13 protein-coding genes are annotated in these 6,255 nt (G+C 43.5%); all 13 read right to left on the reverse strand.

Going from position 1 to position 6,255, the window contains the following annotated elements; translation table 11 throughout:
- Positions 1-8: 8 nt before the first annotated feature.
- On the reverse strand, positions 9-377 hold the full coding sequence (gene rplN / locus ACTHTY_RS10270) for a 50S ribosomal protein L14 (RefSeq protein WP_002215434.1): 369 nt from the start codon (positions 375-377) through the stop codon (positions 9-11).
- 227 nt (positions 378-604) lie between these two features.
- A complete protein-coding gene (gene rpsQ, locus ACTHTY_RS10275; protein ID WP_003684766.1) occupies positions 605-868 on the reverse strand; it encodes a 30S ribosomal protein S17 in 264 nt (87 codons plus the stop codon).
- A complete protein-coding gene (gene rpmC, locus ACTHTY_RS10280) occupies positions 868-1,059 on the reverse strand; it encodes a 50S ribosomal protein L29 (protein ID WP_003684705.1) in 192 nt (63 codons plus the stop codon). The genes rpsQ and rpmC overlap by 1 nt, the downstream gene beginning before the upstream one ends.
- Complete coding sequence (rplP, locus tag ACTHTY_RS10285; protein ID WP_003684741.1) at positions 1,059-1,475, reverse strand: 50S ribosomal protein L16; 417 nt, start codon at positions 1,473-1,475, stop codon at positions 1,059-1,061. The genes rpmC and rplP overlap by 1 nt, the downstream gene beginning before the upstream one ends.
- Positions 1,459-2,151: a 30S ribosomal protein S3 gene (rpsC, locus tag ACTHTY_RS10290; RefSeq protein ID WP_003684753.1), complete on the reverse strand. Its 693-nt coding sequence runs from the start codon at positions 2,149-2,151 to the stop codon at positions 1,459-1,461. The genes rplP and rpsC overlap by 17 nt, the downstream gene beginning before the upstream one ends.
- A 9-nt stretch (positions 2,152-2,160) precedes the next feature.
- On the reverse strand, positions 2,161-2,490 hold the full coding sequence (rplV, locus tag ACTHTY_RS10295) for a 50S ribosomal protein L22 (RefSeq protein ID WP_003749277.1): 330 nt from the start codon (positions 2,488-2,490) through the stop codon (positions 2,161-2,163).
- A gap of 8 nt (positions 2,491-2,498) precedes the next feature.
- Positions 2,499-2,777 (reverse strand): 30S ribosomal protein S19, encoded by a 279-nt coding sequence (gene rpsS, locus ACTHTY_RS10300; RefSeq protein WP_002215422.1) that lies wholly within the window; start codon positions 2,775-2,777, stop codon positions 2,499-2,501.
- 5 nt (positions 2,778-2,782) lie between these two features.
- Positions 2,783-3,616: a 50S ribosomal protein L2 gene (gene rplB, locus ACTHTY_RS10305; RefSeq protein WP_003684813.1), complete on the reverse strand. Its 834-nt coding sequence runs from the start codon at positions 3,614-3,616 to the stop codon at positions 2,783-2,785.
- Positions 3,617-3,621: 5 nt separating this feature from the next.
- A complete protein-coding gene (gene rplW, locus ACTHTY_RS10310) occupies positions 3,622-3,936 on the reverse strand; it encodes a 50S ribosomal protein L23 (RefSeq protein WP_002243944.1) in 315 nt (104 codons plus the stop codon).
- Positions 3,933-4,553, reverse strand: coding sequence for a 50S ribosomal protein L4 (gene rplD, locus ACTHTY_RS10315; RefSeq protein ID WP_003684798.1), 621 nt, complete (start codon positions 4,551-4,553; stop codon positions 3,933-3,935). The genes rplW and rplD overlap by 4 nt, the downstream gene beginning before the upstream one ends.
- Positions 4,553-5,197, reverse strand: a complete 645-nt coding sequence (rplC, locus tag ACTHTY_RS10320; protein ID WP_004464584.1) for a 50S ribosomal protein L3 — start codon at positions 5,195-5,197, stop codon at positions 4,553-4,555. The genes rplD and rplC overlap by 1 nt, the downstream gene beginning before the upstream one ends.
- Before the next feature lie 251 nt (positions 5,198-5,448).
- The gene (gene rpsJ / locus ACTHTY_RS10325; RefSeq protein WP_002642322.1) at positions 5,449-5,760 is read right to left on the reverse strand and encodes a 30S ribosomal protein S10; all 312 of its coding nucleotides are present in this window, start codon (positions 5,758-5,760) and stop codon (positions 5,449-5,451) included.
- A 17-nt stretch (positions 5,761-5,777) separates the two neighbouring features.
- Positions 5,778-6,255: EF-Tu/IF-2/RF-3 family GTPase (locus tag ACTHTY_RS10330; protein ID WP_033911585.1), on the reverse strand; the 478-nt coding region annotated here is incomplete at its 5' end.

Genomic DNA, 6,255 nt, shown 5'->3' on the forward strand with positions numbered 1-6,255 from the left:
GCTATTCCTTATAATACTTCAGGCGCCAATGAAACGATTTTCATAAATCGCTCAGTACGCAATTCACGGGTTACCGGACCAAAAATACGGGTACCCAGAGGTTCAAGTTTATTATTCAACAACACAGCAGCATTGTTATCGAATTTAATTAACGCACCATCAGGACGACGCACACCCTTAGCAGTACGAACAACTACCGCATTGTATACATCACCTTTTTTGACACGACCACGTGGGGCTGCATCTTTAACTGCAACTTTAATAATGTCGCCAACAGAAGCGTAGCGACGCTTAGATCCGCCCAATACTTTGATGCACATTACGCGACGCGCACCAGAGTTATCAGCCACATCTAAGATGGTCTGCATTTGAATCATATTAGTACCTTTAAATTAACCAACTTAATTTACCACTTTCATATAACTCGCACCTTACTTTAAGCTGCTTATTAAATGAAACCATCACGGTTCTAGTAAACCAGTCTTGGATCCCGAAGGGAGAGAAACTTCCATAAGAAGTTGGAAGATAAGAAACGAAGTTTACACGCAAATTAACTTTGCTGCAAGACTTCGTTTCTTATTAAGCTACATTACTGTGTTTTAAATCAAACAGTACGTGCTTTCTCAACCAATTCTTTTACAACCCAAGACTTGGTTTTTGACAAAGGACGAGATTCCTCGATTACCACTACATCACCAATACCATATTGATTGTTTTCATCATGAGCATGGATTTTAGTTGATAAACGAATAATTTTACCGTACAAAGGGTGTTTAACTTTACGTTCAACCAATACTGTAACAGTTTTGTCCATTTTGTCGCTTACCACTTTGCCTTGCAAAGTACGAACATTTTTAGCTTCGCTCATTACTTAGCACCTTTTTCAGTTAAAATGGTTTTAATACGAGCAATATCGCGACGTACACGTTTCAACTCGCTAGATTTACCCAACTGACCGGTTGCATTTTGCATGCGTAAGCCAAACTGAGCTTTCAACAAGTCCAACAAATCAGAGTTTAATTGCTCAATAGATTTGTCTTTCAATTCATTTGCTTTCATTATTGACCCACCTGTCTTACTACAAAGGTTGTAGGAATAGGCAATTTGGCAGCGGCCAATTCAAATGCTTCACGAGCCAAAGACTCAGGAACACCGTCCATTTCGTACAATACTTTGCCTGGTTTAACTTCAGCAATGTAATATTCCACATTACCTTTACCGCCACCCATACGAACTTGGATAGGTTTCTCAGTAATTGGTTTATCAGGGAATACACGGATCCAAATACGACCGCCACGTTTAATATGACGAGTCATAGTACGACGAGCAGCTTCGATTTGGCGGGCAGTCAAACGACCACGGCCTACGGCTTTCAAACCGAACTCACCGAAACTTACTTTGTTACCGCGAGTAGCAATACCGGTGTTACGGCCTTTTTGTTGCTTGCGATATTTCAGTCTAGTTGGCTGCAGCATTACGTCCACCTGCCTTTCTTTGTTTCTTCTCATGCTCAGGTTTAGAAGATTTAATATTACCTTCTGTATAAACCCAAACTTTCAGACCCAGTACACCATAAGTAGTGTGTGCTTCGCTAGTTGCATAATCTACGTTCGCACGCAAAGTATGCAAAGGTACACGACCTTCACGGTACCATTCGCTACGAGCGATATCAGCACCATTCAGACGGCCTGAAGTCATGATCTTGATGCCTTTAGCACCAGAACGCATTGCATTTTGCATTGCACGTTTCATAGCGCGACGGAATTGAACACGTTTTTCAAGCTGCTGGGCAATACCATCAGCAATGATTTGCGCATCCAATTCAGGACGACGAATCTCTTCAATATTTACATGAACAGGCACACCCATCAGAGCTTGCAAGTCACGTTTCAAGATTTCGATATCCTCACCTTTTTTACCAATAACCACACCTGGACGAGCAGAGTGAATGGTAATACGCGCAGATTTTGCAGGACGTTCGATCACTACGCGACCAACTGAAGCATTGGCCAGTTTTTTACGCAAGTAATTACGAACATCAATATCTTGTTTCAAAACAGTAGAAAAGTCGGTGCTTTTAGCAAACCATTTTGAAGCCCAGTCTTTCGTTACCGCCAGGCGAAAGCCTGTAGGGTTAATCTTTTGTCCCATAGCTTTTCCTTAGTTGCCCACTGTCACATTAATATGACAAGTTTGTTTCTCGATGCGGTTACCGCGACCTTTGGCACGAGCTTGGAAACGTTTCAAGCTTGGGCCTTTGTCAACAAAGATAGTTACCACTTTCAGTTCGTCAATGTCAGCACCATTGTTGTGCTCGGCATTGGCGATTGCTGATTCCAATACTTTTTTAATCAGCTCAGCACCTTTTTTAGGGCTGAATGCCAAGATATTCAAAGCTTGGGCAACGTCTTTACCACGAATCAAATCAGCTACCAAACGAGCTTTTTGAGCTGAAATACGGGCGTTTTTATGTTGTGCACTTACTCTCATGATTCACCTTATTTCTTTTTAGCCTTTTTATCAGCCAAGTGGCCTTTAAAGGTACGGGTCAATGAGAACTCACCTAATTTATGACCAACCATATTGTCGCTGATGAACACTGGCACGTGAGTGCGACCGTTGTGAACAGCGATAGTCAGACCGATGAAATCAGGTAAAATGGTAGAACGACGTGACCAAGTTTTAATTGGGCGTTTGTCGTTGCTTGCACGAGCAGCATCTACTTTTTTCAGCAAATGCAGGTCTACATATGGGCCTTTTTTTAATGAACGAGCCATACTAATTAACCTTTATTTGAGTAACGACGACGAACAATCATGTTATCCGTGCGTTTGTTATTACGAGTGCGGTAGCCCTTAGCAGGAGTACCCCATGGACTAACCGGTTCGCGAGCCTCACCAGTACGGCCTTCACCACCACCATGTGGGTGATCAACAGGGTTCATTACAACACCACGAACGGTCGGACGAATACCACGCCAGCGGTTAGCACCTGCTTTACCGATTTTTTTCAGGCTTTGTTCTTCGTTACCAACTTCACCGATAGTTGCACGGCAATTTACGCTAATTTTGCGCACTTCACCAGAACGCAAACGAACTTGTGCGTAAGCACCTTCTTTTGCAAGCAATACCGCAGAAGCACCAGCAGAACGTGCAATTTGCGCACCTTTACCAGGTTTCATTTCGATACAGTGAATAGTTGTACCAACAGGAATATTGCGGATCGGCAGAGTGTTACCTACTTTGATAGCAGCTTCAGCACCGGAAACCAATACTGCACCGGCTTGAATGCCACGAGGAGCAATGATGTAGCGACGCTCACCATCTGCATAGCACAACAGTGCGATAAATGCAGTACGGTTAGGGTCATATTCGATACGCTCTACTTTTGCAGGGATACCGTCTTTGTTACGTTTAAAATCTACTACGCGGTAATGATGTTTATGGCCACCACCTTTATGACGGGTAGTGATATGACCATTGTTGTTACGACCGGCAGTAGAATTTTTCTTTTCCAGCAGAGGTGCATAAGGTGCACCTTTGTGCAAACCTTCTGTTACCACGCGAACCATGCCGCGACGGCCTGCAGAGGTCGGCTTCATTTTAACGATTGCCATTTTGTTTATTCCTTATCTGCAGCTGCAGCAGCGGCTTCCAAATCCAACTCTTGACCGGCAGCCAAGCTTACATAAGCCTTTTTAACATCGCTGCGACGACCTAAAGTGCGACCAAAACGTTTAACTTTACCTTTAATGGTAACAGTAGTGACGTCTGCAACTTGAACGCCGAACAGCAGCTCAACAGCCGCTTTAATTTCAGGTTTTGTTGCATTTGCCAAAACTTTAAACGTCATTTGGTTACGTTTTTCAGCCAATACGTTGCTTTTTTCAGAAACGATAGGTGCCAAGATTACTTGAGTCAAACGTTGTTGATTCATACCCATTGCTCCTCTAATTGTGCAACTGCATCTTTAGTGATAACGACTTTTTTGTAACGCAGCAAGCTGTAAGGATCAACTTGTTGAGCTTCCAAAACCAATACGTTAGGCAAGTTGCGTGAAGCCAAGTAAACATTCTCGTCGAGCTGTTTAGTTACAAACAGAACTTGCTCCAAACCCAAGTTTTTCACTTGTTCGGCAAAAACTTTGGTTTTAGGAGTTTCAGCAGTCAATGCTTCAATTGCAAACAAACGTTCGTCACGAGCCAATTGGGACAAAATAGTCGCCATACCGGCACGGTACATTTTACGGTTCACTTTTTGAGTAAAGTTTTCGTCAGGTTTGTTTGGGAATGCACGACCACCTTTACGCCACAGCGGAGAAGAAGTCATACCGGAACGAGCACGACCGGTACCTTTTTGGCGCCATGGTTTTTTAGTAGAGTGGTTTACTTCGGCACGAGTTTTTTGAGCACGGTTACCAGAACGGGCATTTGCCAAGTAAGCAGTAACCAGTTGGTGAACCAGAGCTTCATTGTATTCGCGAGCAAACAAAGCATCAGAAACAGCCAAGCTGCCAGATACTTGTCCTTTAGCGTCAATTACTTTCAATTCCATTACGCACCTACTTTCACGCTAGGACGAACCACGACGTCGCTGTTAACCGAACCCGGAACAGCACCTTTAACCAACAAGAGTTGGCGTTCAGCATCAACACGTACAACTTCCAATTTTTGAACAGTTGCTTTAGTGTTACCGTATTGACCTGCCATACGTTTACCAGGGAACACGCGACCAGGGTCTTGTGCCATACCGATAGAACCAGGAACACGATGAGAACGGGAGTTACCGTGGGAAGTACGTTGAGCACCGAAGTTATGACGTTTGATCGTACCAGAGAAACCTTTACCTTTAGAGGTACCGGTTACATCTACCAATTGACCAACTTCAAACATAGAAACGGTAATTTCATCACCGGCTTTCAATTCAGCCAGTTTTTCTTCAGTCAAAGCAAACTCAACCAAACCGCGACCAGCTTCAACACCCGCTTTAGCAAAGTGACCGGCTTCAGTTTTGTTGACACGATTAGCTTTTTTCTGACCAAAGGTAACTTGTACAGCAGTGTAGCCGTCAGTATCTTTGGATTTCACTTGTGTAACGCGGTTGGCAGACATATCCAAAACAGTTACCGGAACAGAAACACCCTGTTCGTCGAACACGCGAGTCATACCAACTTTGCGTCCAACCAGACCTAAAGTCATGATTATTTTCCTTTTAAGTAAAGGGGCGGGCTACGATTGGCCTGCCTTTCAGACAAAGTTAAACTTGATACGGATGTACCAAGTCCGCCATTATAATTGACAAATCAAAGAAATATCAACAAAAATTTCAATTTAACTTCTTAAAACCGTCATTTTTTTCGGATGAAGTGTTACCAAATATCTGAAAATTTTCAGACGGCCTAAGAATTCTATAAAAAACCGAACAGCCAAGCTGTTCGGTTTTTCAGTTCTTATTGAACTTTAATTTCTACATCTACACCCGCTGGAAGATCCAGTTTCATCAGTGCATCAGTAGTTTTGTCAGTCCAGTCCACGATGTCCATCAGACGCAAGTGGGTACGGATTTCCAATTGTTCACGAGAAGTTTTGTTCACGTGAGGAGAACGCAAGATGTTGAAACGTTCGATTTTAGTTGGCAAAGGAATCGGACCTTTAACAACAGCGCCAGTACGTTTGGCAGTTTCAACGATTTCTTGCGCAGAACGGTCAATCAGACTGTAATCATAAGCTTTCAGGCGGATACGGATTTTTTGGTTTGCCATTTATCAATATCCCTCAATTAAGCGATTACAGAAGAAACCACACCCGCACCTACGGTACGACCACCTTCGCGAATCGCAAAGCGCAGACCTTCTTCCATAGCGATAGGCGCAATCAGTTCTACAGTAATGGTTACGTTCTCACCTGGCATTACCATTTCTACGCCTTCCTCCAAGGTAACTGCACCAGTTACGTCAGTAGTACGGAAGTAGAATTGTGGACGGTAGTTAGCGAAGAATGGAGTGTGACGACCACCCTCTTCTTTGCTCAGTACGTATACTTCTGCTTTGAATTTGGTGTGAGGAGTGATAGTACCTGGTTTAGCCAATACTTGACCACGCTCTACGTCTTCACGTTTAGTACCACGCAACAATACACCTACGTTGTCACCAGCTTGACCTTCGTCCAGCAGTTTGCGGAACATTTCAACACCGGTACAAGTGGTTTTTTGAGTTTCTTTCAGACCTACGATTTCGATCTCGTCACCAACGTGGATG

Origin of the sequence: Neisseria sp. P0019.S002, assembly GCF_051957155.1 — a bacterium.
Lineage (GTDB): Bacteria > Pseudomonadota > Gammaproteobacteria > Burkholderiales > Neisseriaceae > Neisseria > Neisseria perflava.

Bases quoted from the DNA above. Each gene is read 5' to 3' on its own strand.
- rplC (WP_004464584.1), bottom strand. From the start codon at position 5,197: ATGACTTTAGGTCTGGTTGGACGCAAAGTTGGTATGACTCGCGTGTTC.
- rpsJ (WP_002642322.1), bottom strand. From the start codon at position 5,760: ATGGCAAACCAAAAAATCCGTATCCGCCTGAAAGCTTATGATTACAGT.
- rpsQ (WP_003684766.1), bottom strand. From the start codon at position 868: ATGAGCGAAGCTAAAAATGTTCGTACTTTGCAAGGCAAAGTGGTAAGC.
- rplV (WP_003749277.1), bottom strand. From the start codon at position 2,490: ATGAGAGTAAGTGCACAACATAAAAACGCCCGTATTTCAGCTCAAAAA.
- rpsC (WP_003684753.1), bottom strand. From the start codon at position 2,151: ATGGGACAAAAGATTAACCCTACAGGCTTTCGCCTGGCGGTAACGAAA.
- rplW (WP_002243944.1), bottom strand. From the start codon at position 3,936: ATGAATCAACAACGTTTGACTCAAGTAATCTTGGCACCTATCGTTTCT.
- rplN (WP_002215434.1), bottom strand. From the start codon at position 377: ATGATTCAAATGCAGACCATCTTAGATGTGGCTGATAACTCTGGTGCG.
- rpmC (WP_003684705.1), bottom strand. From the start codon at position 1,059: ATGAAAGCAAATGAATTGAAAGACAAATCTATTGAGCAATTAAACTCT.
- rplD (WP_003684798.1), bottom strand. From the start codon at position 4,553: ATGGAATTGAAAGTAATTGACGCTAAAGGACAAGTATCTGGCAGCTTG.
- rplP (WP_003684741.1), bottom strand. From the start codon at position 1,475: ATGCTGCAGCCAACTAGACTGAAATATCGCAAGCAACAAAAAGGCCGT.
- rplB (WP_003684813.1), bottom strand. From the start codon at position 3,616: ATGGCAATCGTTAAAATGAAGCCGACCTCTGCAGGCCGTCGCGGCATG.
- rpsS (WP_002215422.1), bottom strand. From the start codon at position 2,777: ATGGCTCGTTCATTAAAAAAAGGCCCATATGTAGACCTGCATTTGCTG.